The organism is Psychromarinibacter sediminicola (assembly GCF_029168335.1).
Lineage (GTDB): Bacteria > Pseudomonadota > Alphaproteobacteria > Rhodobacterales > Rhodobacteraceae > Psychromarinibacter > Psychromarinibacter sediminicola.
Genome location: NZ_JARGYC010000009.1, coordinates 52,210 through 73,169, shown reverse-complemented (window position 1 = coordinate 73,169; position 20,960 = coordinate 52,210). Strand labels below are relative to the sequence as shown.

General features: G+C 69.8%; 22 protein-coding genes. 8 read left to right on the top strand and 14 right to left on the bottom strand.

Annotated elements, in window-relative coordinates:
* The first annotated feature begins 23 nt into the window (after positions 1-23).
* Positions 24-1,556, top strand: a complete 1,533-nt coding sequence (locus P1J78_RS05395; protein ID WP_275566302.1) for a Ppx/GppA family phosphatase — start codon at positions 24-26, stop codon at positions 1,554-1,556.
* A 13-nt stretch (positions 1,557-1,569) separates the two neighbouring features.
* Here the strand turns inward: P1J78_RS05395 and P1J78_RS05390 are convergent, their stop codons facing one another.
* Together P1J78_RS05390 and P1J78_RS05385 are read right to left on the bottom strand one after the other, a co-directional pair.
* Entirely contained in the window at positions 1,570-1,893 is a 324-nt protein-coding gene (locus tag P1J78_RS05390) for a hypothetical protein (protein WP_275566301.1), read from the bottom strand.
* A gap of 33 nt (positions 1,894-1,926) precedes the next feature.
* Positions 1,927-2,958: an endonuclease/exonuclease/phosphatase family protein gene (locus tag P1J78_RS05385; protein WP_275566300.1), complete on the bottom strand. Its 1,032-nt coding sequence runs from the start codon at positions 2,956-2,958 to the stop codon at positions 1,927-1,929.
* 325 nt (positions 2,959-3,283) lie between these two features.
* On the opposite strand from P1J78_RS05385, the gene P1J78_RS05380 reads away from it, so the two are divergent.
* Entirely contained in the window at positions 3,284-3,577 is a 294-nt protein-coding gene (locus tag P1J78_RS05380) for a hypothetical protein (protein WP_275566299.1), read from the top strand.
* A 62-nt stretch (positions 3,578-3,639) separates the two neighbouring features.
* Here the strand turns inward: P1J78_RS05380 and P1J78_RS05375 are convergent, their stop codons facing one another.
* Positions 3,640-4,233: a biotin transporter BioY gene (locus tag P1J78_RS05375; RefSeq protein ID WP_275566298.1), complete on the bottom strand. Its 594-nt coding sequence runs from the start codon at positions 4,231-4,233 to the stop codon at positions 3,640-3,642.
* A gap of 185 nt (positions 4,234-4,418) precedes the next feature.
* On the opposite strand from P1J78_RS05375, the gene P1J78_RS05370 reads away from it, so the two are divergent.
* Positions 4,419-5,072, top strand: coding sequence for an SDR family NAD(P)-dependent oxidoreductase (locus P1J78_RS05370; protein ID WP_275566297.1), 654 nt, complete (start codon positions 4,419-4,421; stop codon positions 5,070-5,072).
* Positions 5,073-5,142: 70 nt separating this feature from the next.
* Here P1J78_RS05370 and ribD read toward each other — a convergent pair whose 3' ends face one another.
* The 4 genes from ribD to P1J78_RS05350 all read right to left on the bottom strand — a co-directional run bounded on the left by ribD (position 5,143) and on the right by P1J78_RS05350 (position 8,388).
* A complete protein-coding gene (gene ribD / locus P1J78_RS05365) occupies positions 5,143-6,234 on the bottom strand; it encodes a bifunctional diaminohydroxyphosphoribosylaminopyrimidine deaminase/5-amino-6-(5-phosphoribosylamino)uracil reductase RibD (protein ID WP_374213183.1) in 1,092 nt (363 codons plus the stop codon).
* A 20-nt stretch (positions 6,235-6,254) separates the two neighbouring features.
* On the bottom strand, positions 6,255-6,722 hold the full coding sequence (nrdR, locus tag P1J78_RS05360) for a transcriptional regulator NrdR (protein ID WP_275566295.1): 468 nt from the start codon (positions 6,720-6,722) through the stop codon (positions 6,255-6,257).
* A gap of 122 nt (positions 6,723-6,844) precedes the next feature.
* Positions 6,845-7,858, bottom strand: coding sequence for a hypothetical protein (locus tag P1J78_RS05355; RefSeq protein ID WP_275566294.1), 1,014 nt, complete (start codon positions 7,856-7,858; stop codon positions 6,845-6,847).
* Between the two features lie 116 nt (positions 7,859-7,974).
* Positions 7,975-8,388: a secondary thiamine-phosphate synthase enzyme YjbQ gene (locus P1J78_RS05350; RefSeq protein ID WP_275566293.1), complete on the bottom strand. Its 414-nt coding sequence runs from the start codon at positions 8,386-8,388 to the stop codon at positions 7,975-7,977.
* Between the two features lie 526 nt (positions 8,389-8,914).
* Between P1J78_RS05350 and P1J78_RS05345 the strand changes: the two genes are divergently transcribed.
* The 3 genes from P1J78_RS05345 to P1J78_RS05335 all read left to right on the top strand — a co-directional run bounded on the left by P1J78_RS05345 (position 8,915) and on the right by P1J78_RS05335 (position 10,906).
* Entirely contained in the window at positions 8,915-9,586 is a 672-nt protein-coding gene (locus P1J78_RS05345; protein ID WP_275566292.1) for an SDR family oxidoreductase, read from the top strand.
* Between the two features lie 4 nt (positions 9,587-9,590).
* Entirely contained in the window at positions 9,591-10,631 is a 1,041-nt protein-coding gene (locus P1J78_RS05340) for an AI-2E family transporter (RefSeq protein WP_275566291.1), read from the top strand.
* A gap of 71 nt (positions 10,632-10,702) precedes the next feature.
* Positions 10,703-10,906 (top strand): dodecin family protein, encoded by a 204-nt coding sequence (locus P1J78_RS05335; RefSeq protein ID WP_275566290.1) that lies wholly within the window; start codon positions 10,703-10,705, stop codon positions 10,904-10,906.
* Between the two features lie 27 nt (positions 10,907-10,933).
* Here the strand turns inward: P1J78_RS05335 and P1J78_RS05330 are convergent, their stop codons facing one another.
* From P1J78_RS05330 to P1J78_RS05300, 7 genes are all read right to left on the bottom strand, one after another.
* Positions 10,934-11,458, bottom strand: a complete 525-nt coding sequence (locus P1J78_RS05330) for a DUF4166 domain-containing protein (RefSeq protein ID WP_275566289.1) — start codon at positions 11,456-11,458, stop codon at positions 10,934-10,936.
* Positions 11,451-11,912, bottom strand: coding sequence for a thiol-disulfide oxidoreductase DCC family protein (locus P1J78_RS05325; protein ID WP_275566288.1), 462 nt, complete (start codon positions 11,910-11,912; stop codon positions 11,451-11,453). The genes P1J78_RS05330 and P1J78_RS05325 overlap by 8 nt, the downstream gene beginning before the upstream one ends.
* Positions 11,909-12,037 carry a hypothetical protein gene (locus P1J78_RS05320; protein WP_275566287.1) on the bottom strand — a complete coding sequence of 43 codons (129 nt, stop codon included), beginning with the start codon at positions 12,035-12,037 and terminating at the stop codon, positions 11,909-11,911. Before P1J78_RS05320 ends, P1J78_RS05325 begins: the two co-directional genes overlap by 4 nt.
* Before the next feature lie 98 nt (positions 12,038-12,135).
* Positions 12,136-12,420: an HlyU family transcriptional regulator gene (locus tag P1J78_RS05315; protein WP_275566286.1), complete on the bottom strand. Its 285-nt coding sequence runs from the start codon at positions 12,418-12,420 to the stop codon at positions 12,136-12,138.
* A 9-nt stretch (positions 12,421-12,429) separates the two neighbouring features.
* On the bottom strand, positions 12,430-14,430 hold the full coding sequence (gene rpoD / locus P1J78_RS05310; protein WP_275566285.1) for an RNA polymerase sigma factor RpoD: 2,001 nt from the start codon (positions 14,428-14,430) through the stop codon (positions 12,430-12,432).
* A 117-nt stretch (positions 14,431-14,547) separates the two neighbouring features.
* A complete protein-coding gene (gene dnaG, locus P1J78_RS05305; protein WP_275566284.1) occupies positions 14,548-16,506 on the bottom strand; it encodes a DNA primase in 1,959 nt (652 codons plus the stop codon).
* A gap of 358 nt (positions 16,507-16,864) precedes the next feature.
* A complete protein-coding gene (locus P1J78_RS05300) occupies positions 16,865-18,295 on the bottom strand; it encodes a Glu/Leu/Phe/Val family dehydrogenase (RefSeq protein WP_275566324.1) in 1,431 nt (476 codons plus the stop codon).
* Between the two features lie 334 nt (positions 18,296-18,629).
* On the opposite strand from P1J78_RS05300, the gene P1J78_RS05295 reads away from it, so the two are divergent.
* Together P1J78_RS05295 and P1J78_RS05290 are read left to right on the top strand one after the other, a co-directional pair.
* The gene (locus P1J78_RS05295; RefSeq protein WP_275566283.1) at positions 18,630-20,423 is read left to right on the top strand and encodes a pilus assembly protein TadG-related protein; all 1,794 of its coding nucleotides are present in this window, start codon (positions 18,630-18,632) and stop codon (positions 20,421-20,423) included.
* Complete coding sequence (locus P1J78_RS05290) at positions 20,423-20,959, top strand: TadE/TadG family type IV pilus assembly protein (RefSeq protein WP_275566282.1); 537 nt, start codon at positions 20,423-20,425, stop codon at positions 20,957-20,959. The genes P1J78_RS05295 and P1J78_RS05290 overlap by 1 nt, the downstream gene beginning before the upstream one ends.
* The last annotated feature ends 1 nt before the right edge of the window (position 20,960 follow it).

Sequence of the window (20,960 nt, the reverse complement as noted above, 5' to 3'; positions counted from 1 at the left end):
CTTCGGCGCAGGAGACGGCAGCGATGGACGGCACCCCGGAAACCCACGGTGACGACTGGGATCCGTTCGGACGCCCGCTGTTCGACGACCCGGCGGCCGAATGGCTCAAGCGCGTGGGCGTGGTCGACGTGGGCTCGAACTCCGTCCGGCTGGTGATCTTCGACGGCGCCGCCCGCAGCCCCGCCTATTTCTACAACGAAAAGATCATGGCCGGCCTCGGCGCCGGCTTCGCCGAGACGGGGCGGCTGAACCCCGAAGGCCGCAAGCGGGCGCTGGCGGCGCTGAAGCGGTTCCAGCTTCTGGCCGAGGATTTCCGCATGGCGCCGCTGACCGCGGTGGCGACGGCGGCGGTGCGCAACGCCGAGGACGGGCCGGAATTCTGCGAGGAGGTGCTGCGCGAGACCGGGCTGAAGCTCTGGGTCATCGACGGCGAGGAAGAGGCGCGGCTGTCGGCGCAGGGGGTCTTGCTGGGCTGGCCGCAGGCCACCGGCATCGTCTGCGACATCGGCGGCTCGTCGATGGAGCTGGCCTCGGTCGCCGACGGGCAGATCGGCACCTGCCTGACCTCGCCGCTGGGCCCGCTGCAGCTGCAGGGGTTCAAGTCGAAGAAGGCCCGCCGCGCCCATATCCGCGAGACGATCGGCGCGATGTGGGACAGGATCGGCCCGCACGAGGAGCGGCTGTACCTGGTCGGCGGCTCCTGGCGGGCGATCGCGCGGCACGACATGGTGCGGCGGGACTATCCGCTGCGCGTGCTGCACGAGTACCGGATGACCCGCAAGGACGTGGGCGAGACGCTGAAATGGATCGCGGCGAACGACCCGTCGGACCTGGCCGCGCGCACCGGCACGTCGTCCACGCGGATGGCGCTGGTGCCCCTGGCGAGCGAGGTGCTGAAGGAGCTGGTGTCGATCCTGAAGCCCCGCGAGATCGCGATTTCCAGCTACGGCATCCGCGAGGGGATGCTGTACCAGCAGATGCCGGAACAGCTGCGCCGCCGCGACCCGCTGATCGAGGCGTGCCGCTTCGCCGAGACCAAGGACGCGCGCCGGCCCGGCTTCGGCCGGGCGCTCTACCGGTTCGTCAAGCCGCTCTTCGCAGAGATGCCGCCGGCGCGGCAGCGGGTGGTCAAGGCCGCCTGCCTGCTGCACGACGTGAGCTGGCGCGCGCATCCCGATTACCGGCACGAGGCGTGCTTCGACTATGTCACGCGCGCCTCGCTGGGCGGTCTGACCCACGGGCAGCGGATCTTCCTGGGGGTCGCGCTCCTGCACCGCTACAAGAACAGCCGGACGGGCATCCATTTCCAGCACCTGTTCGACGTGCTGACCGAGGCGGAGCTGCACCAGGCCGAGGTGCTGGGCAAGGCGATGCGCTTCGGCTCGATGCTGACGGCGGATCTGGAACAGGGGATCGGACAGCTCGGCTGGTCGCCCAGGAAGAAGCGCCTGGAGCTGAACCTGAGCGACCGGGCGCGCGACCTCTACGGCGAAGTGGCCGAGGCGCGGTTCCGCTCGCTGGCGGCGACGCTCGGGGCCGAGACGAAGGTGAGCTGAGGCGCGCGCTCCGTCAGAGCTCGACCTCGCCGTCCTCGCCCACCTCGGGCAGATCCTCGTCCATGTCCGGCTCCAGGGGCTCCTTGCGGCGGATGATGATGTCGCCGTTGGGCAGGATCTCCGGCGCCTCGTAGGCCGAGAGATTGCCGAGCGCGCGGCGCAGCTCGTCCGACATTTCCTCCATGGCCGGCTCCATCTCGTTCAGAAGCCCGCGCAGCAGCATGCGCGAGCCCTCCTCGAGCAGGCCGAGCCCCTCGGAGAGCTCGTTCTCGTCCTGCGCCTGCACCGGCGCGGCGAAAAGCAGGGCGCAAAGCGCCGCGGAAGCCATCTGTCTCATGCCCCCGGTATATAGTGCGGGCGCGTGACAGTTCTATGGCCCGTCGTCGAAATCGAGGCTGACGGGGAAGTGGTCGGAGGCGGTGAGCAGGGCATCGCGCAATTCCGGCGTGCGGTAGCAGGCGGGGTCGTCGAACGGATGCCAGATGCGCCAGCGCGGGTTGCGGCGGCGCAGGCCCGGCGAGACCATGATGTAGTCCAGGAGCGCCTGCAGATAGCGTCCCTCCGGGTGGATATAGAACCGTGCGGTGACCGGCATGGCGCCGACCCGCTGCGACAGCGCCATGCGGGCATGCGGGTCGTAGAGCCCGCGCTTGCCCGGATCGCCCAGCACGATCTCCACCCCCGACCGGCCGAAGAGCTTTTCGTACTCGTCGAGGCCGGGGCCGTCGTTGAAGTCGCCCAGAACGATCAGCTCCTCGCCCGCGTCGAGATGCGATTCGACCCGCCGGCGCAGCCAGACGCATTGCGCCAGCTGCTTGCGGCGGTTCTGGATCGACAGGCGCAGGATCTCGTCGGGCGTGTCGGCGCCGTGCGGCGCCTTGGATTTCACGTGGACGCCGATCAGGCGCAGCGACAGGCCGCCGCGCGTGGTCAGCGCCGCCTCCAGCGGCGGCTTGGAGAAGGTGACCGACTCCGGCGCGGCATCGGTGTCGAGGTCCAGCCGGAAGGTCCCGTCGAAGCGCGGCGCCTCGGCGATCGCATGCCCGCCGGTCGGGTCGCCGATCGGGTCGTGCCGGGCATCCAGCGCGTCGGGGTCGTAGAGCAGCGCGATCTCCTGCTGGGTCTGGTTGGCGAAGCCCAGCAGCGCGCGGCGCGTGCGCAGCGCGTAGCGGTCGGCGAAGGCTTCCAGCGCGGCGGTGGTGGAGCGCCCGCGCACGGTGTCGGGCGCCTCGACCACCAGCACCGCGTCGGCATCCATCGCGGTGAAGACGATGCCCAGCGCGGCCAACTGGTCGGCCCGGCTCACCCCCTCGCGCCCGGACAGGCCGGAATCCTCCAAAAGCCCGTTGCGGTCGTCGAAGAGCGCGTTGAACCACTCGATGTTATAGGTCGCGATGCGCATGCTCCGGCCGTCTCCTTCCTCCGCGGGGGTCTTCCCCCGTCTCCCCCGGCTTCTTCTGGCTGAAAATACTCCAGGCGGCGTCGGCCATCGAGGCGCCATCGGGCCGGCCCCGACGCGCCCGACCGACGCCACAGGCCCGCCTTTCGGCGCCGGCGCGGCGCCTTTCGCCCCTTGTCCACAGGCGCCGCCCGCCCCGTCGGCAGCTTTTCGCACATGCAGCATGCGGCGCGTTTACACCCGGCGCCCCCGGCCCTATCTGGCCCGCGACCGCCCCGGCACGGCCCGGGGCACATGCATTTCTCACCCCACAGACAGGACCACCGCAATGGCCAATGTCAGGCCGGCGCCCGACGCCGTCACCCCGCAATCCGAAGTGGACTCGCCCGCCGGCGATGCCGCGACGCTGGAGACGATCCTGCTGGCCGACAGCCCGATGCTGATCGGCATCTCCGGCGGCCCCGAGGACCGCACCGCCATCATGATCTCGACCAAGGGCGACATCCTGCGCGCCAAGTCGGGCGAGACGACCGAAAGCGGCACCGTGCTCGCCATCGGCGAGGACCAGGTGCAGCTGCAGACCGAAGAGGGCCTCGTCCTCGCGCTCGCCCTGCCCGAGTGAGCCCATGAAAAGGGGCGCCGCCCGAGCCCGGACGGCGCCCCGATTCCTTACGACGGACGGCCTCAGCCGCGGCGGGCCTTCAGCGCGGCCCAGCCGCCGGAGACGACCAGCGCGGCGATCACCGCCTTGACCGCGTCGCCCAGCAGGAACGGGCTGACCCAGCCGGCCCAGAGCGCGGCGGCCGTGGTGCCGACCCAGCCGCCCTCGACGCCGAACAGGGCCGCGACGCCCATCGGCCAGGCGACGCCAGGGATGTACATCGCCGCGCCCGCGACCAGCGCCACCAGCGCGGTCGACACCACGCCGCGGGTCAGGCCGCGGTCCGCGGCGAACCCGGCGATCCAGGCGGTCAGCACGAAGCCCAGCAGGAAGCCGCAGGTCGGTCCGAAGAAATAGGCCACGCCAGCGCCGCCATTGGCGAAGACCGGCAGGCCCGCCAGCCCCTCGGCGAGATAGGCCAGGAGCGTCGCGGCGCCCAGGCGGGCGCCGAAGGTCAGGCCGACGATCAGGATCGCCAGCGACTGCAGCGTCATCGGCACGGGCCACATCGGCACGCTCACCTGCGCGGCCAGCGCGATGAAGGCCGAGCCGCCGAGCACCAGCGCGGCGTTCGTCAGAAGGTTGCGCTGCCCCAGGGCGGCTTGGGTGAGGGTCATCTGGGCACTCCTTTGCAGGTCTCAGGGTTACCGGACGTTCTGCGGCGCGCGCCGGTGCGTGTCAAGCGCCGCGCCGCCGCATTGCAGGCGCCGGGGCCGCCGAGGCGCCGCGGGGCCGGCGCGAATTGCCGCGCCGGGGCCTGCGGGCGCTTGACCTTTCGGCGCCCGCGCGACACAGCACGGCCATGACAGAGGATGCCCCGAAAGTCGCGCTGATCACCGGCGCCTCCCGCGGCCTCGGCGCCGCGCTGGCCGAGGCGCTGGCCGCCACCCACCACGTCGTCGCCGTCGCCCGCACCACGGGGGCGCTGGAAGAGCTGGACGACCGCATCCAGGCGGCCGGCGGGCATGCGACGCTGGCCCCGATGGACGTGACGGTGCCGGACGCGATGGCGCATCTCTGCCGGTCGATCTACGACCGCTGGGGCAGCCTGGACCTCTGGGCGCACACGGCGGTGCAGGCCCCGCCGCTGTCGCCGGCCGATCACGTCGACGGCAAGGAGATCGACAAGTGCCTGGCGGTGAACGTGAAGGCCACGGCGACGCTGATCCCCATGGTGGCGCCGCTGCTGTCGGGCGACGGCGCGCGGGCGCTGTTCTTCGACGACCCGCATGGCGGCGAGAAGTTCTTCGGCGCCTACGCGGCCGGCAAGGCGGCGCAGATCGCGCTGGCCCGCGCCTGGGCGGCGGAGACGGCGCGGCTGGGGCCGCGGGTGCATGTGCTGACGCCGAACCCGATGCCGACCGCAACCCGCGCGCGGTTCTTCCCGGGAGAGGACCGGTCCGCCCTGGCCGACCCGCGCGACGAGGCGAACCGGCTGCTGGCCGAGATCGCATGAGGGCGGCAGTTTCTTCCAGAAGAAACTGCCCGGCAAAATCTTCTAGAAGATTTTGACTTCGCACGATTTTCTAGAAAATCGTGGCGGGGCCCGCCTGCTCCCAGAGCTGCATCGCGTCGCCGCCGACAGCGCGCGTCTCCACCAGCCGGAACCGGGGCGCCTCGTCCAGCCGGTCGATGCCCATCGCCCCCAGCGCCGGCCGCCCCTCGGCCCCCAGCGCCAGCCCCGCGGAAAAGGTGATCAGCCGGTCCGCCACGCCCGCCGACAATAGCGAGGCCGCCAGCGCGCCGCCGCCCTCGCAGAACACCCGTGTCAGCCCCGCCGCGCCCAGCGCGTTAAGCGCCGCCGCGGGGTCAATCTGCCGCTTGCGGCCGGTCTCCAGCGGGATCAGCCGGGCGCCCAGCCCCTCCCAGGCGCGGCAGAGCTCCGGGTCGGCGTCGGCGCCGTGGCACAGCCAGACCGGCACTTCGCGCGCCGTGGCCGCCAGTTGCCCCAAGAGCGGTAGGTCCAGATGGCGCGACCAGACGATCCGCACCGGCTGCGGCACGTCGCCAAGCCCGCGCACCGTCAGCGACGGGTCGTCCGCCCGCGCCGTGCCGCCGCCCACCAACACCGCGTCATGCGCGGCGCGCAGCCCGTGGACCGCGTGGCGCGCGGCCGGCCCGGTGATCCAGCGGCTCTCGCCCGTCGCCGTAGCGATCCGGCCGTCGAGCGAGGCGGCAAGCTTCAGCGTCACCATCGGCCGGCCGGCGCGGACCCGTGACAGGAAGCCCTCCTGCAGCCGCGCCGCCGCCTCGGCGCAGGGGCCGACGGTCACCTCGACGCCCGCCTGCCGCAGAATCGCAAGGCCGCCGCCATCGACCCGCGGATCGGGATCCTGCAGCGCCACGACCACCCGCGCGACGCCCGCCGCCACCAGCGCCTCGGCACAGGGCGGCGTCTGCCCGTGATGGGCGCAGGGCTCCAGCGTGACATAGGCCGTCGCCCCCCGCGCCGCGGCGCCGGCCTGCGCCAGCGCCACCGTCTCGGCATGGGGCCGGCCGCCGGGCCGGGTCCAGCCGCGGCCGACGACGCGGCCGCCGGCCACGATCACGCAGCCCACCGCCGGGTTGGGCCAGACATTGCCCAAGCCCCGCGCCGCCAGCGCCAGCGCGTGGCTCATGTGGCGCGTGTCGGGGTCGGTCACTCTTCCGCGGGGACGTGCGGGCGCAGTTCGGAGACGAAATCCTCGAAATCGTCGGCCGCCTGGAAGTTCTTGTAGACGCTGGCGAAGCGCACATAGGCGACGGTATCGATCCGGGCGAGGCTTTCCATCACGATCTCGCCGATCGTCTTCGACGGAATATCGGTCTCGCCCATCGATTCCAGCCGCCGCACGATGCCGGAGATCATCTGGTCGATGCGCTCGGGCTCCACCGGACGTTTCTGCATCGAGATGCGAATCGAGCGCTCCAGCTTGTCGCGGTCGAAATCCTCGCGCCGGCCATTCGCCTTGATCACGACGAGATCGCGCAGCTGCACCCGCTCATAGGTTGTGAATCGCCCGCCGCAGGCCGGACAGAACCGGCGCCGCCGGATCGCGACGTGATCCTCGGCGGGACGCGAGTCCTTCACCTGCGTGTCGATGTTTCCGCAAAACGGGCAGCGCATGGCGTCTCCCTTGGTCCCAGTCCCGGCTTATCCACAGATACTATAGGGAAGCCTCCACAGATTGGGTAGGTCCGAAATGCTCCCACCCGATCTGGGGGCAGCATTGTTGCCACACTTCGCCGCTATCGGCGGTCCACCGCCGCCTGCAGCGTGGCGAGCGGCGTGTCCAGGAAGTCCTGATAGCGCATGCGCAATTCGCCCGGCGCGGGGTCGCCCGCGATCCGGCGCAGCCAGTAGCTCAGAAAGAGCGGGGCGAAGTCGTACTCCGCCGCCAGGACCCGGTCGCGCGCCGATTGCAGGACGCCCGGCGTCATCGCGGCCAGGTCGGGCAGCCGGATCACCGGAAGCCCGGCAAAGACATCGCGGATCGGCAGATCCTCCACCACCGGCACCGCGCCCAGGATCAGCGCCTCCCAGGTGCGGTGACAGTCCATCCCGCGGCCCTGCGGCGACAGGGTGAACAGGCAGCGCGCCGCGTCGCGCCAGCTCTCGGCCCGCGTCGACGGCCGCGCCTGGTCCTGCACCGCTGCCGGGTCGAGCCGGGCGCGCAGGCGGCCGCGGGCGGTGCCGGCCGCCCCGAAATGCCAGTTGCTGTGCGCCTTGGTCAGCCTGTCCTCCAGCGGCGGCGCGGCGCGGCGGATCGCGTCCAGCTCCGCCTCCTGCGCGACCGGGGCGGCGACGGGCCCCCAGCCGGGGCGGCGGCCGACGGCCCGGGTGTGATAGTCGAGCCCCAGCGGCAGGGGCGCCAGCTTCGGATGCGCCATGGCGAGGTTCTGCGCATGCCAGCGGATCAGGCGCGGATGGCCGAGAATCGCCTCCAGCGTCTCCTTGCGCACCTGTCCCGGGCGCAGCGCATCCGTGCTGTTGCCGGTGACCAGCGTGAACGGCCCCTTCAGCCGCGGCAGCACCCGCCGGGCGAAGCGGTCCAGCAATTCGGTATGCACGTAGAGCGCGCCGCCGGCCACGTGCCGCTCCGCCAGATCGGACGGCAGCCGCGGCAGGCGGCCGGGGCGCGGCGTGGTGCGGGCGGGGACGGATTTGAGCAGTCCGAAGCTGGAGACGAAGCGGCACTGCGTCTCGTCACCGTCGTAGCGATCACCGAAACGGCGCGCCGGCTGGGTCGAAAAGGGCCACATGAAGAGCATCCGCCAGGGTCGGCCGCGGTTAGCACAGGCCCGGCCCGGCCCCAAGATGGTCTGCGCACGCGCCTGCCGCCATGGGGCGGCCCGGCCACGCAAGCGCCTTGCCCCGGTCAGCCGTCCGGCACCATCATCGCGCTGACTTCGCGGCTGTGCGGCTGCGCCCGGTGCTCGAACAGGTAGATGCCCTGCCACGTCCCCAGATCCATGCGGTCGTCGGCCACCGGGATCTGCAGGCTTACCGGCAGCAGCGCTGCCTTGATATGGGCCGGCATGTCGTCCGGCCCCTCGGTCACGTGGCGCAGATAGGACATCGAGGGATCGTCCGACGGCGGCACCAGCCGCTCGAACCAGGCCATCAGGTCGATCTGCACGTCCGGATCGGCATTCTCCTGGATCAAGAGCGAGCAGGAGGTGTGCCGCACGAACAGCGTCAGCAGGCCGTCGCCCGCGACCCAGCGCGCCACCTCGCCGGTGAAGTCGTAAAGGCCCGGGCCGCGCGTCCGGATGACAAAGCTCGTATGCATGGCGGCCTCCTCCACCCACCAGCATCGCCGCCTTCGCGGCGCGAAGCAACCGGCCCGTTCCAGCGAAGGGGCCGCCTGCCTGCCGTGCGGCTCGGGCCGGCGGCGCGTCCGGCCCGGCCGTCTTCGCCATCGGTGCCGGCGCGTCGATCGCGAGCGCGCCGCTCCGCGCCAGCTTCCGCAGCGCGGCGCGGGCCAGTCAAATCCGGTCCGTCCTTACGGCGTCCCGGGCGGCGCGAAGCTGCTCGTCCGGCGCGTCGGGGGTCTACGCCGGGGAATTGGCGGTCCAGATCTGCCGCGCGAGGATACGCGCCGCCTGACGGTTCTCGACCTGCAGCGACGTCTTGGAGGGGGCCTTCATCTCGCTCTGCCTCGACTGCGGCCGGCCCACTGCCGGTCCGGTCAGCCCCTACCACGCTCCTGTCCCCCCGGCGGCCGGAAAACGACACGCCCACGCGGCCCGGCCGCTTTCCGCCCGCCGCCCGCGCATTAGCTTGCCGCGGGACCGCGCAAAGGAAAGGACCGCAGTATGAGCAAGACCCTCTTCATCACCGGCGCCTCCACCGGCATCGGCGCCGCCACCGCCCGCGCCGCGGTGGCCGCCGGCTGGACCGTCGGGCTGTTCGCCCGCAGCCGCGACCGGATCGAGGCGCTGGCCGGCGAGCTGGGCGAGGCCGCGCTGCCGCTGCCCGGCGACGCCACCGACCTTGCACAGCAGGAAAAGGCGCTGGCCGCGCTGGACGAAGCCTATGGCGGGGTCGACGCGGCCTTCGCCAATGCGGGCCGCGGGCTGCACACCCCCGGCATCCTCGAAGGCGACCCCGACGACTGGCGCGGGCTGATCGACCTGAACGTGACCGCGGTGCTCTATACCGCGCGCGCCGCCTATCCGCATCTGAAGGCCCGCAAGGGGCACCTTCTGATGACCGGCTCCGCGGCGGGACGGAAACACATCTCCGGCTCGATCTACGGCGCGACGAAATGGTTCGTCCACGGGCTGGCCGGCAACCTGGCCGAGGAGATGCGCGACTGGGGCGGCCGCTGCACCGTGATCGCGCCCGGTATGGTCGACACGCCGTTCTTCGACGAGGCCAAGCCCGACAAGCTGCAGGCCGAGGACGTGGCCGACGCCGTCATGCTGGCGCTCGACGCACCGCATCGGGCGACCGTCCGCGAAGTCTTCCTGATGCCGACCGGCTGAGCCGATGCCGGAGACCCCCCTCTTCCGCCAGCCGCAGACGCTGGCCGGCTTCGCCGCCCGCGCGGCCATCGCGCTGGGCTTCTTCGCGCTGGTCTTCCTGGCCTGGCAGGTGCGCCACGCGGTCGCCCTGTTCTTCGCCGCCATCGTCGCGGCGGTGATCATCGACGCGCTGGCCGGCCCCCTGACCCGCCGCACGCCCCTGCCCCGTTCGGTCACGGTGCCGCTGGTGCTGGTCGTGCTGTTCGGCGGTCTGGGGCTGGTCCTGACCTGGGCCGCGCCGAGCCTGAAGACCCAGCTGGACGCCGTCTCGAACGCCTTCCCGATGGCGCTCGACCAGCTCGAAAGCTGGCTCAGCGACAACCTCGCCGGCGTGTCCGACCAGGTGACGACCATCGTCAGCCACGTCGCGCAATACACCACGCTGGCCGTCTCCGGCGTCACCGGGTTCATCCTGGTGGTGATCACCGGCGCCTTCCTGGCGCTGGCCCCCCGGACCTATGCCCGCGGCTTCGTGCGCCTGTTCCCGGTCCACCGGCGCGCCCCGCTCGAGGCGGCGCTGGACAATGCCGGGCGCGGGCTGAAGGGCTGGCTGCGCGGCAAGGTCCTGTCGATGAGCATCGTCGCCGTGGCGACCGGCCTCGGCACCTGGTGGGTCGGCCTGCCGGCGCCGCTTCTGCTGGGGCTGATCGCGGGGCTGGCGGAGTTCGTGCCGATCATCGGCGCCATCCTCGCCGCCGTGCCGGCCCTCGTGCTGGCCGTCAGCCAGGACATGCAGACGGTGTGGTGGACAATCGGCGTCTATCTCGTGGTGCAGCAGCTCGAGTCGAACGTGATCCTGCCCCTGATCCACGAGCGCGTCGCCCACCTGCCGCCGGCGATCCTGATGTTCGCCTTCGCCGCGATGGGCGCGGTCTTCGGCCCGGTCGGCATCGTCATCGCCGCGCCGCTGTCGCTGACCCTCTATCTGCTGGTCCTGGACCTCTGGGTCAGGCCGATGGAGGATGGCGCGGAGGCGGGGGCACAGTCGGGGCCGGACACGGGCTGACGGCGAAACGGGGTTGTCACGCCGCGCCGCCGCTCCAGTTCAAGGGCATACGGAAACGAAAGGAGGACGACATGAGCGTAGCACGTGTCACCGAGATTTCCGCGACCTCGCCCCAAAGCTTCGACGACGCCGTCAAGCAGGGCATCGCCCGCGCCTCGAAGACCCTGCGGGGGATGTCCGGCGCGTGGGTCAAGGACCAGAACGTCGAGATCAAGAACGGCGAGGTGTCCGGCTACCGGGTGAACCTGGCCGTGACCTTCGTGCTGGACGACTGAGTCCGGCCGACAGCCCCGGCGGTGCCGTCAATCCGCCGGGGTCACCCGCCCGCGATACCGGATCAGCAGCCCGAGCCCCGGCAGCGCGGCGCCGATGTCGAAACACAGCGCATCGTCCGCCCCGGTTTCCGAAACCTCCGCCCGCGGCCAGAGAAGGCGCGGCAGCGGCAGGCCCAGGAGCCACAGCCCCGCGACCTCCAGCGCGACGCCGCCCGCCACGGCGCGCGGCACCAGCGCGAGGCGAAACGGGCCGAAGCCTTCTTCCACCCGCCCCGCCCGGTCGCGCAGGCGCGAGCGCGTCACATGCCCACCGAACCGGCGTTCCCACACCATGCCGTCGCCGGCGGGCGCGACGGAGATCACCGTCTCAACCTCCGCCCCCTCGGGCGGAAACCCCGCGGCCCGCAGGATCAGCGGCACCGGCCAGCGGCGGCCCCGCGTGACCGTCGCCGTGCCACGCCAGACCTGCGCGCGACCGTCGTGAAAGCGCCGAAGCAGCGGCGGCAGCTCGACCCCGCGCGCCGCGCAGGCCCGGGCGACGGGATCAGCCAAGCGCGAAGCCATCCGGCAGGAACCGCGCCCGCACATCCGGGCCGGGCACCAGGCAACTGTCGTAACGCCCGAACAGCCGGTAGCGGTTGCGCGCGATGACGTTGTAGGCGGGATCCTTCACGACCCGCGGCAGGTGCCGGACAACGCCCAGCACCGGCCACGGCGCCGGCAGCGCCCGCATCGCCGCGGCGAAGGCGTCGAGCTTGCGGTGGATCCGCCCGTCGACGATCACCAGGTTGGTCTCGAGCCGGTCGATCGGCAGGTCCAGCGCGCGATATAGCCTCTGCCCCAGCTCCGACTGCGCCGTGGCGAAGGCGAAGCGCCGGTCCCGGTCGCGGCGCAGCATGAACCGGAAGAAGCCCGAGCACAGCACGCATTCCCCGTCGAACACGATCACGTCGCGGCCCGCCAGCGCCGCGCGCAGATCGGCGGGCAAGGTGGCGACCGTGTTCACGGCCGCGCCTCGGCGGTGATCAGGCTCTGCATCATGAACGGCCCCGGCAGGTCAACGCCGTCGATGATAGACGCGCCGCGGGCCGGTGGAAACACCGCCAACGCCGACCGCGCCCATGGCTTCATCTTGGCCCGAATCCTCAAAGGACATCGACGCCACGCCGCCGGCCGGACCGATCTGCGGCACGGCCGCCCCCGACCCGTATCCGCCACGGCGGGCAACGTCAGTCCCGAAAGATCGACTCGCCCTGCTCGTCGATCAGCGCCTTCGCCTTGGCGACCGACGCCTGAACGGCCGTGTCGTGGTCCTGGATGGTGTCCGCCCGGACCATGCGATGCGACTTCACCTCGCCGCCGATCTCCTTTTCGATGAGCGCGCCGATGCGATAGCCGCCCTCGGCCTTCGCGGGCTCGGCGAAGATCAGGAAGTCGTTGTGGGTCTCGGGCTCGGGCCGCTGCGGCGCCTTGCCGGCGCCGCCGCCCCCGAACAGGCGGGAGAGTAAAGACATCGCCCCGCCCTACTGATCCAGGAAGCTGCGCAGCTTCCGGGACCGGCTGGGATGCTTGAGCTTGCGGAGCGCCTTCGCCTCGATCTGGCGGATACGCTCGCGGGTGACCGAGAACTGCTGGCCGACCTCTTCCAGCGTGTGGTCGGTGTTCATGCCGATGCCGAAGCGCATCCGCAGTACCCGTTCCTCGCGCGGCGTCAGGCTGGCCAGAACCCGCGTCGTGGTCTCCTTCAGGTTCTCCTGAATGGCCGAGTCCAGCGGCAGGACGGCATTCTTGTCCTCGATGAAGTCGCCGAGCTGGCTGTCCTCCTCGTCGCCGATGGGCGTCTCCAGGGAGATCGGTTCCTTGGCGATCTTCATCACCTTGCGAACCTTCTCCAGCGGCATCTGCAGCTTCTCGGCCAGCTCCTCCGGCGTCGGCTCGCGGCCGATCTCGTGCAGCATCTGCCGGCCGGTCCGGACCAGCTTGTTGATCGTCTCTATCATGTGGACCGGGATGCGGATGGTCCGCGCCTGGTCGGCGATCGAGCGGGTGATCGCCTGCCGGATCCACCACGTCGCATAGGTCGAGAACTTGTAGCCGCGGCGGTACTCGAACTTGTCGACGGCCTTCATCAGGCCGATATTGCCCTCTTGGATCAGGTCCAGGAACTGCAGCCCGCGATTGGTGTATTTCTTGGCGATCGAGATCACCAGCCGCAGGTTGGCCTCGACCATCTCCTTCTTGGCGGCGCGCGCCTCCTTCTCGCCCTTCTGCACCTGCTGGACGATGCGGCGGAACTCGGTGATGTCGACGCCGACATACTGGCCGACCTGCGCCATCTCGTTGCGCAACTGCTCCACCCGCGGCGCCGACCGCTCGAACAGCGCCTGCCAGCCGCGGCCCGACTTCTCGGCCATCCGGTCCATCCAGGTCGGGTCCAGTTCCGCGCCCTTGTAGTTCTCGATGAACTCGCGGCGGTTGATCCGCGCCTGGTCGGCCAGCTTCACCATCGAGCTGTCGATCGACATGATCCGCCGGTTGATCCCGTAGAGCTGGTCGATCAGCGCCTCGATGCGGTTGTTGTGCAGGTGCAGCTCGTTGACCAGCAGCACGATCTCCGAGCGCAGCTGCTGGTACTCCGCCTCGGCGGCCTGGGTGAACGAGCCGTCCTCGTTCAGCGTGGCCGACATCCGCAGATCCTGCATCTCGGACAGGCGCGCATAGTCGGCGGCGATGCGGTCCAGCGTCTCCAGCACGCGGGGCTTCAGCGCGGCCTCCATCGCGGCCAGCGACATGTTCGCCTGGTCTTCTTCCTCGTCCTCGTCGTCGCGCTGGATCGGGTTGCCGTCGGCGTCGAGCTCGGGCTGGCTGTCCTCTTCCTCCTTCTTCTTCGACGGCGCCTCGCTGACGGCGAGGTTGTCGACCACGGCCGCCTGCGCTTCCTCGCCGTCCACCTCCATGGAGCGGCCGAAGGTCGTCTCCAGGTCGATGACGTCGCGCAGCAGGATGTCCTCGTTCAGCAGTTCGTCGCGCCAGATGGTGATCGCCTGGAAGGTCAGCGGGCTCTCGCAGAGCCCCGAGATCATGCAGTTGCGCCCCGCCTCGATCCGCTTGGCGATGGCGATCTCGCCCTCGCGGCTCAGAAGCTCCACCGACCCCATCTCGCGCAGGTACATCCGCACCGGGTCGTCGGTGCGGTCGAGCTTCTCGCTCTCGCTCTGGGAAACGGCGACCTCGCGGCTGGTGGAGGTCTCGACCACCTCGGTGGACTTGGAGCCCTCGTCCTCCTCGGTCTCCTCGTCCTCGATGATGTTGATGCCCATCTCGGACAGCATCGACATCACATCCTCGATCTGCTCGGACGACACCTGATCGGGCGGCAGCACCTGGTTGAGCTGATCGTAGGTGATGTAGCCCTTTTCCTTGGCCTCGGCGATCATCTTCTTGACCGCCGCCTGGCTCATGTCGAGCATCACCTCCGGCTCCTGGTCCTCGGGCTTGCGGTCGTCCGTATCCTTGGCGGCCATTGGCACTCCTTCCAAAAGCGGGCGTGATTCCGGATACCATATCGAATCACGGGACGCGAATCATTGATTCGCAACTTGTTTACCTTGTTTTCTTTAGCGATTCGTAACCGAATCGCGTCACTGCGACCGGCGGCCCGGCTTGGTGAATCGAATCTGTTCGATGAGCGCGTCGAAGGACTTGCGTTCTTCCCTGTTCATCCGGGCGCCGCTGGGCGCTGTGTCGTACTCCGTCTTGTCCTCGGTCGGGCCGTGTTCGGCCCTCTGTCTAGCTAGGGCCGCCTGGCCCAGCCGCCAGGTCAGTCCCTCGTCGGCAAGGCGGTCGATATCCTCCATCGCCTCGCTTATTTCGCGTGCATGGCCCCGGCGGCTTTCCAGCTTGGCAAACTCCTCCGCCAGGCAAAGCCGGGCGGCCGTCGTGTCGTCGGGGCGCCGGATCGCCGGGATGACGGCTATGTGGCTTTGGCCCAGCAGCTTTTCAAGTGTCTCCGGGCCGGTTTCCGCGGTTAGTTTTTCCTTTAGATCAAGGGGCTCCGCGGCGCCGTGCCGCAGCAACGCGTCGCGCAGCGCGGCATGCTCCGGAAGCGTGCAGTCCAGCGTCTCCAGATCGCCCTCGAACTCCGGCAGCAGCGCCGGATGGGTCAGCAGCACCGCCAGGATCACCGCCTCGCGCAGCTGGTCCTCGACCGCGCCCGGCGTACCGGCCAAGACCGAGGCCCGCGCCCCCGCGGTGGCTCCTAGCGGCGCCTTCGCCCAGCCGCCGCGCGGCGCCGTCGGCCGCTGCGCCGGGCGGGCGCGGAACAGCTCCCAGCGCATCCGCTTGAGCTCGTCGCCGTAATGCCGGCGCAGCCCGGGATCGGGGATCGCGCGAATCGCCTCGCGCAGCGCCTTGTCCAGCGCGGCCTTGCGCTCGGGGCTGTCGAACCGCTTGCCGTCGGTCTCGCGCCGCCACAGAAGCTGCACCAGCGGCTGCGCCTCCTCCAGCAGGCGCTGCATCTCGGCCGCGCCGCCGCCCTTGCGGATCACGTCGTCGGGGTCCTGCCCCGGCGGCAGGATGCAGAAGCGCAGCGACCGCCCCGCCTCCAGCTGCGGCAACACCATGTCGATCAGCCGCATCGCCGCGCGCAGGCCGGCCGTGTCGCCGTCGAGCGCGATCACCGGCTCCGGCGCCACCCGCCACAGAAGCCGCAGCTGGTCCTCGGTGATCGCGGTGCCGAGCGGTGCGACCACGGCGCCGAACCCCGCCTCGGACAGCGCGATCACGTCCATGTAGCCCTCGGCGACGATCAGCGTCTGGCCCTTGCCCGCCGCCTCGCGCGCGGCGCGCAGGTTGTAGAGCGAGCGGCCCTTGTCGAACAGCTCCGTCTCCGGCGAGTTCAGGTATTTCGCGTTGTCGCCCGGATCCATCGCGCGGCCGCCGAAGGCGATGGCACGGCCGCGGGCGTCGCGGATCGGGAACATGATGCGGTTGCGGAAGGTGTCGTAGGGCTGGCGCCCCTTGTCCGAGGGTTTCACCAGGCCCGTGCCCAGCATCATCTCGTCGGGCACGCCCTTGCCGCGCAGATGCTCGCGCATCCCTTCCCAGCCGGGCGGGGCAAAGCCGATCTCCCAGCGCGCCTGCGCCGCCTCGTCCAGCCCGCGGCCGGCGAGATAGTCGCGCGCCGCCGCGGCCGCGCCGGTGCGCAGCTGCAGCCGGTAATGCTGGACCGCCTGTTCCATGACGCTGGCCAGCTCGGTGCGGCGGTCGGCCTTCTCCTGCGCCTTGGGGTCGCGCTCGGGCATCTCCATCCCGGCCTCGCGGGCGAGGATCTCGACGGCTTCCATGAAGCTGACATTCTCGGTCTCGCGCACGAAGGAGATCGCGTCGCCCTTCGCGTGGCAGCCGAAGCAGTAATAGAAGCCCTTGCGGTCGTCGACGTGGAACGAGGCGGTCTTTTCCTGGTGGAACGGACACGGCGCCCACATGTCGCCCTTGCCCTGGTTCGACTTGCGCTGGTCCCACAAGACCTTGCGCCCGACGACCTGGCTCAGCGAGGTCCGGGTGCGCAGCTCGTCCAGGAAACCGGGGGGCAGACTCATGGCGGACAATATCGTCCCGCGCCCCGCCGGAGTCGAGAGCCCGCGTATGGCCGATCTGCCTCGGAGCCACCATCGCCTGAGCGCAGCAGGACGGGCGACGGCGCGCCGGTCAGGAGAAATCGCCGAGGGGCCCCGCGCCCCTGCGCGGGGATACGGCTATTTCTCTTGAGCGGTGCGACGGCGTCCGTCAGGCAAGGCTCGGGCGATGGTGGCTTCGAGGCTGCATCTGCCTTGGTGAACCGGAAGCTGCCCGAGCCGCCGCCACAGGCGCACCGCCTGCCCGGCGCGTCGCCTCGCCACGGGCAGAGAAAAACTTGCGCGGAAGCGCGCCTTTCGGCAGCGCCCCGCCCGGGACGCGCTACAGCCCCTTTTCCTTGTAGCTCAGCGCCACCCGGCCGATCGACACCAGGTAGGCCGCGGTGCGCAGGTCCTGCACGTCGCTGCGGGCGTGCCAGGTCTCGGACATCGACTGGTAGGCGGTGCGCATCGTGTCGTCGAGGCCGGAGCGGACCAGTTCCAGCTCCCCCGCCCCGCGCAGGTACTTGTCCTTGAAGTCCGGGGTCATCGACCAGGCGTCGCCCAGATGCTCGTCGAGCCGCTGCAGCTCGTTGACGATCAGCTGGTGGCGCGCCTCCTCCTGGCGCCGGCCCATCCGGCCGAAGCGGATGTGGCTGAGGTTCTTGACCCATTCGAAATAGGACACCGTCACGCCGCCCGCATTGGCGTACATGTCGGGGATGATGACGCAGCCCTTGTCGCGCAGCACCTCGTCGGCGCCGGCCGTCACCGGGCCGTTCGCCGCCTCGATGATCAGCGGCGCGCGGATCCGGTCGGCGTTGTTCAGGTTGATCACGCCCTCCAGCGCGGCCGGGATCAGGATGTCGCAGTCGTGCTCCAGCACCTTGGCGCCGGTCTCGACAAATTCCGCGTCCGGATAGCCCTTCACGCCGCCGTGCCGGCCGATCCAGTTGCGCACCGCCTCCACGTCCAGGCCCTTCTCGCTCACCAGCGCGCCGTCGCGCTCGATGATGCCGGTGATCTTCGCACCGTCCTCGCCCGACAGGAACTTGGCCGCGTGATAGCCCACATTGCCCAGGCCCTGCACCACCACGCGCTTGCCGTCGAGCGCGCCCGACAGCCCCGCCTTGGCCACGTCCTGCGGATGCCGGAAGAACTCGCGCAGGGCGAATTGCACGCCGCGCCCGGTCGCCTCCACCCGTCCCTGGATGCCGCCGGCATGGGTCGGCTTGCCGGTGACGCAGGCCTGCGCGTTGATGTCGGTGGTGTTCATCCGGCGGTACTGGTCGGCGATCCAGGCCATCTCGCGCTCCGAGGTGCCCATGTCGGGCGCCGGCACGTTCTGGGACGGGTTGATCAGGTCGCGCTTGGCCAGCTCGTAGGCGAAGCGGCGGGTGATCAGCTCCAGCTCGTGCTCCTCGTATTGCCGCGGGTCGATGCACAGCCCGCCCTTCGAGCCGCCGAACGGCGTCTCCACCAGCGCGCATTTGTAGGTCATCAGCGCCGCCAGCGCCTCGACCTCGTCCTGGTTGACACCCAGCGCAAAACGGATCCCGCCCTTCACCGGCTCCATATGCTCCGAATGCACGGACCGGTAGCCGGTAAAGGTCTGGATCTGGCCGCGCAGGCGCACCCCGAACCGGACAGTGTAGGTGGCGTTGCAGACGCGGATCTTCTCCTCCAGCCCGGGAGGCAGATCCATCAGCGCCACGGCGCGGTTGAACATCAGGTCGACGGATTCGCGGAAGCTCGGCTCCCGGCTTGCGGGCATGTTCATTGTTCTGTCCCTCCCTGTACTCGACCGGCGCGGCGAAGCGCGGCACAAGACGTCGCCACCGGGCACGCGGCGCAGGCTAAAGCGATTCTGATCGAGGATGCATGAAAACTTTAGCCCCCCGACGCGCGCCGGTTTCCGCCCGGATGACGAAGCACCGGCGCCGCCCTGCATTGGGCGCGAAGAAAGTACAGTCAAGACAAAACCCTAGAATTGCCACACTTCGCGCACAGTCTGGCCGGGAAACCGAGGCAGATTCCGCAGAAGACAGTGCGGAGACGGACTCGCGTCCGGGGGTGGGCCGGCCGAGGCCGGCAAGGAGTGGAAAGACATGTACTGGTGCTTGCACAGAACGTGGGGCCTGGCGGACGACACGTCGCTGTCGGCCGCGCGCGTCGACGGCCATCCGGTCCCGCCCCGTAGCGCGGTCGCCGCACGGCTGAAGACCTTCCGCCGCGACGAGGACGGATCGCTCATCATCTTCGGCCTGATGATCTTCACGCTGATGCTGATCATCGGCGGCCTCGGGCTCGACCTCGAACGCTTCGAAACCGCCCGCACGAAACTGCAGAACACCGCCGACGGCGCCGCCCTGCACGCCGCCTCGCTGACGCAGGAGGTCGATTCCGAAACGCTGGTCAACGACTATTTCTCCAAGGCCGGGGTCGGCCGCTTCATCGACGACGTGCGCGTGTCCGAGGCGCTCAACTACAAGCATGTCGAGGTCGACGCCGCGGTGAACGTGCCCACGCACTTCTTCAGCTGGCTCGGGATCGAGAACCTGGGCACCGTCGTCGGCTCGGTGGCCGAGGAATCCATCGGCGACGTGGAAATCTCCCTCGTGCTCGACGTGTCGGGCTCGATGGGCTCGAACTCCAAGCTGTGGAACCTCAAGGACGCGGCCGGGGACTTCGTCGACGCGATCTACGGCAATTCCGACGAAGGCGCGGTCTCCACCTCGATCGTGCCCTATTCCACCCAGGTCTCGGCCGGGCCGGAGATCATGCAGTACTTCAACCGCACGCCGATCAGCCACGAGACCTCGCACTGCCTGAACTTCGCCGACGCCGATTTCAACGACCCCGCGATCTCCACCGTCGACCCGGTCGAGCAGACGCTGCATTTCGACCCCTGGACCGACGAGCACGATTACTGGGATCCGGGCGACTGGATGCAGGTCGTCTGCCCGCAGAACAGCTGGAAGGACATCCTGCCGTACAGCCAGAACACGACCCAGCTCAAGAACTACGTGAACGCCTTCCAGGCCACCAACTGGACCTCGATCGAGCTCGGCGTGAAATGGGGCGCGGCCCTGCTCGACCCGGCCTTCCGCCCGGTCGTCTCCGGCCTGATCAACGATAACGTCGTCGACGACGACTTCTCCGGCCGGCCGCTCGCCTACAACCAGGCCGACGGGCTGAAGGTGCTGGTCGTGATGACCGACGGCCAGAACACCGAGCAGTACGAGATGGAGGACCCGTATCGCTCCGACTCGTCCTTCGTCTACGCCTGGCAGGACAGCTCCAACAACTACTACTACTCGATCTGGGACGGCGAGGGCGAGCCGGACCCCGCCGCGCAGTACCAGACCCATATGGAAGAACACACCGAGCGCGTCTGCACCAACTGGGCGTCGTGGTGGGGTTTCACCTGGTGCACGAATTACGAATACGAGACGACCTACGAGGAAGTGACCGTCGAGGTCCTGAACTGGTATGTCGCCAACGGCCCGGAGAAGGGCTGGCGCGCCACGCCCTATGGCGGCGACGACGCCTGGCGCCTGACCTGGGACCAGCTCTGGAACAAGGTCCCGGTCGAGGTCTTCACCGACGAATTCCTCGCCGAGATGGGCGGCATGTCCACCGAGCGCAGCGCGATCAAGAGCGCCCGGAACTACATCCAGGGCAGCGAGAAGGACACCCGCACCCTGGCGATCTGCTCGGCCGCCAAGGCGCAGAACGTCTATATCTACGCCATCGGGTTCGAAGCGCCCAGCCAGGCCGAGGATCTGCTGGAAGCCTGCGCCACCACGCCGTCGCACTTTTTCGACGTCGACGGCACCGAGATCAGCCAGGCCTTCTCGGCCATCGCCGCCGACATCAACCGTCTGAGGCTGATTCAGTGATGCGGTTCCTTCGGCATCGGCTGCGCCGTTTCCGGCGCGACGAACGCGGCGGGATCCTGATCGAGTTCCTGGTCCTGTTCCCGCTGTTCATCTTCGTCTTCACCTCGACCTTCGAGGCCGGCGTGATGAACGTGCGCCACGCGCTGCTGGAACGCGCGGTCGATCTCGCGGTGCGCGACCTGCGCCTGGGGCGGGGCAGTTCGGCACCGACCCATGACGAGCTGCGCGCCACGATCTGCAACTACGCCGGCATGATGCCGAAATGCGACGAGCGGCTGCATATCGAGATGGAGCGCATCGATTCCGCCTCCTGGACGTTCCGCGAAGGCCAGATCGCCTGCATCGACACCGAGGAGGAGGGCGAACTGACCCAGAACTTCACCCCCGGCGCGCTGAACGACTTCATGCTCATCACCGTCTGCGGCGCGTTCGACGTGATGACGCCGGCCTCGGGGCTGGGGCTCTGGCTGCCCAAGATCGGGGACTCCGATCATTACCCGCTGATCGCCATGTCGGCCTATGTGATCGAGCCCTGAT

Bases quoted from the DNA above. Each gene is read 5' to 3' on its own strand.
- P1J78_RS05295 (WP_275566283.1), top strand. From the start codon at position 18,630: ATGTACTGGTGCTTGCACAGAACGTGGGGCCTGGCGGACGACACGTCG.
- P1J78_RS05375 (WP_275566298.1), bottom strand. From the start codon at position 4,233: ATGACCCTCACCCAAGCCGCCCTGGGGCAGCGCAACCTTCTGACGAAC.
- P1J78_RS05300 (WP_275566324.1), bottom strand. From the start codon at position 18,295: ATGCCCGCAAGCCGGGAGCCGAGCTTCCGCGAATCCGTCGACCTGATG.
- P1J78_RS05380 (WP_275566299.1), top strand. From the start codon at position 3,284: ATGGCCAATGTCAGGCCGGCGCCCGACGCCGTCACCCCGCAATCCGAA.
- P1J78_RS05315 (WP_275566286.1), bottom strand. From the start codon at position 12,420: ATGTCTTTACTCTCCCGCCTGTTCGGGGGCGGCGGCGCCGGCAAGGCG.
- P1J78_RS05350 (WP_275566293.1), bottom strand. From the start codon at position 8,388: ATGCATACGAGCTTTGTCATCCGGACGCGCGGCCCGGGCCTTTACGAC.
- P1J78_RS05340 (WP_275566291.1), top strand. From the start codon at position 9,591: ATGCCGGAGACCCCCCTCTTCCGCCAGCCGCAGACGCTGGCCGGCTTC.
- dnaG (WP_275566284.1), bottom strand. From the start codon at position 16,506: ATGAGTCTGCCCCCCGGTTTCCTGGACGAGCTGCGCACCCGGACCTCG.
- P1J78_RS05335 (WP_275566290.1), top strand. From the start codon at position 10,703: ATGAGCGTAGCACGTGTCACCGAGATTTCCGCGACCTCGCCCCAAAGC.
- P1J78_RS05290 (WP_275566282.1), top strand. From the start codon at position 20,423: ATGCGGTTCCTTCGGCATCGGCTGCGCCGTTTCCGGCGCGACGAACGC.
- ribD (WP_374213183.1), bottom strand. From the start codon at position 6,234: ATGAGCCACGCGCTGGCGCTGGCGGCGCGGGGCTTGGGCAATGTCTGG.
- P1J78_RS05385 (WP_275566300.1), bottom strand. From the start codon at position 2,958: ATGCGCATCGCGACCTATAACATCGAGTGGTTCAACGCGCTCTTCGAC.
- P1J78_RS05395 (WP_275566302.1), top strand. From the start codon at position 24: ATGGACGGCACCCCGGAAACCCACGGTGACGACTGGGATCCGTTCGGA.
- P1J78_RS05370 (WP_275566297.1), top strand. From the start codon at position 4,419: ATGACAGAGGATGCCCCGAAAGTCGCGCTGATCACCGGCGCCTCCCGC.
- nrdR (WP_275566295.1), bottom strand. From the start codon at position 6,722: ATGCGCTGCCCGTTTTGCGGAAACATCGACACGCAGGTGAAGGACTCG.
- P1J78_RS05390 (WP_275566301.1), bottom strand. From the start codon at position 1,893: ATGAGACAGATGGCTTCCGCGGCGCTTTGCGCCCTGCTTTTCGCCGCG.
- P1J78_RS05345 (WP_275566292.1), top strand. From the start codon at position 8,915: ATGAGCAAGACCCTCTTCATCACCGGCGCCTCCACCGGCATCGGCGCC.
- rpoD (WP_275566285.1), bottom strand. From the start codon at position 14,430: ATGGCCGCCAAGGATACGGACGACCGCAAGCCCGAGGACCAGGAGCCG.
- P1J78_RS05355 (WP_275566294.1), bottom strand. From the start codon at position 7,858: ATGTGGCCCTTTTCGACCCAGCCGGCGCGCCGTTTCGGTGATCGCTAC.
- P1J78_RS05320 (WP_275566287.1), bottom strand. From the start codon at position 12,037: ATGAAGCCATGGGCGCGGTCGGCGTTGGCGGTGTTTCCACCGGCCCGC.